The organism is Actinoplanes sp. NBRC 101535 (assembly GCF_030269225.1).
GTDB classification, from domain to species: domain Bacteria; phylum Actinomycetota; class Actinomycetes; order Mycobacteriales; family Micromonosporaceae; genus Actinoplanes; species Actinoplanes rectilineatus.
Genome location: NZ_BSSY01000044.1, coordinates 1 through 1,168 on the forward strand (window position 1 = coordinate 1; position 1,168 = coordinate 1,168).

The 1,168-nt window shown below is 67.0% G+C and carries 1 protein-coding gene; it reads left to right on the top strand.

Annotated elements, in window-relative coordinates:
* Positions 1-1,168: RNA-guided endonuclease InsQ/TnpB family protein (locus QSK32_RS45275; RefSeq protein WP_285475558.1), on the top strand; the 1,168-nt coding region annotated here is incomplete at both ends.

The following is a 1,168-nucleotide window of genomic DNA, read 5'->3' on the forward strand; positions in this document are numbered from 1 at the left end:
TGATGTTCGTGCAGCTCCGTTACAACTTCCGGGTCACCCCGGACGCAGCCCAGCGCACCGCGCTGGCGCAGGCGTTCGGGTGTGCCCGCGTGGTTTTCAACGATGCGCTGCGGCTGCGTCAGCAGGCCCGCGAGACGGGCGAGAAGTACGTCTCGGACGGCGAGTTGTCGCGCCGGATCATCACCGAGGCCAAGGCGACCCCGCAACGGGTGTGGCTGGGCGAGGTGTCGGCCGTGGTGTTGCAGCAGGCCCTCGCGGACCTGAACACCGCGTACCGTAACTTCTTCAACTCGCTCTCGGGCAAACGCAAGGGCCGCAAACTGGCCCCGCCCCGGTACCGCTCACGCAAGGACAACCGGCAGGCGATCCGCTTCACCAAGAACGCCCGGTTCACGATCCTCGACAACGGCCGACTCAGGTTGCCGAAGATCGGCGACCTGCCGGTCCGCTGGTCGCGGGCCCTGCCCTCGGATCCGTCCAGCGTCACGATCATCAAGGACGCGGTAGGCCGGTACTTCGCCTCGTTCGTCGTGACCATCGGCGAGGACGAGACGCTGCCGCCGGTCGAACCCGAGATCGGTATCGACCTCGGGCTGACCCACTTCGCCGTGATGTCCGACGGCACGAAGATGACCGCGCCGAAGTTCCTGCGCCGCGCGGCCCGCAAGCTCAAGCGGTTGCAGCAGGCCCTTTCCCGCAAACAGAAGGGCAGCAACCGTCGCAAGAAAGCCGTTGCGCAGGTTGCCCGCGCTCATGCGCGGGTGGCCGACACCCGGCGGGACTGGCAGCACAAGCTGTCCACGGCGATCATCCGCGACAACCAAGCGGTGTACGTCGAGGACCTGTGCGTGGCCGGTCTCGGCCGGACCCGGCTCGCGAAGTCCGTGCATGATGCGGGCTGGGCCGGTTTCACCGGCATGTTGGAGTACAAGGCGGCGCGTTACGGGCGCACCTTCGCCCGGGTGGACCGGTTCTTCCCATCCACCCGAATGTGCTCCACCTGCGGCCGGATCAACGACAAGATGCCGCTGAACGTCCGGGAGTGGAACTGCCCGTGCGGCAGCCACCACGACCGTGACGTCAATGCCGCCATCAACATCAAGGCCGCCGGGCAGGCGGACTTCAACGACCGTCGAGCGCAGGTAAGACCAGGACTTGTCCCGGCACC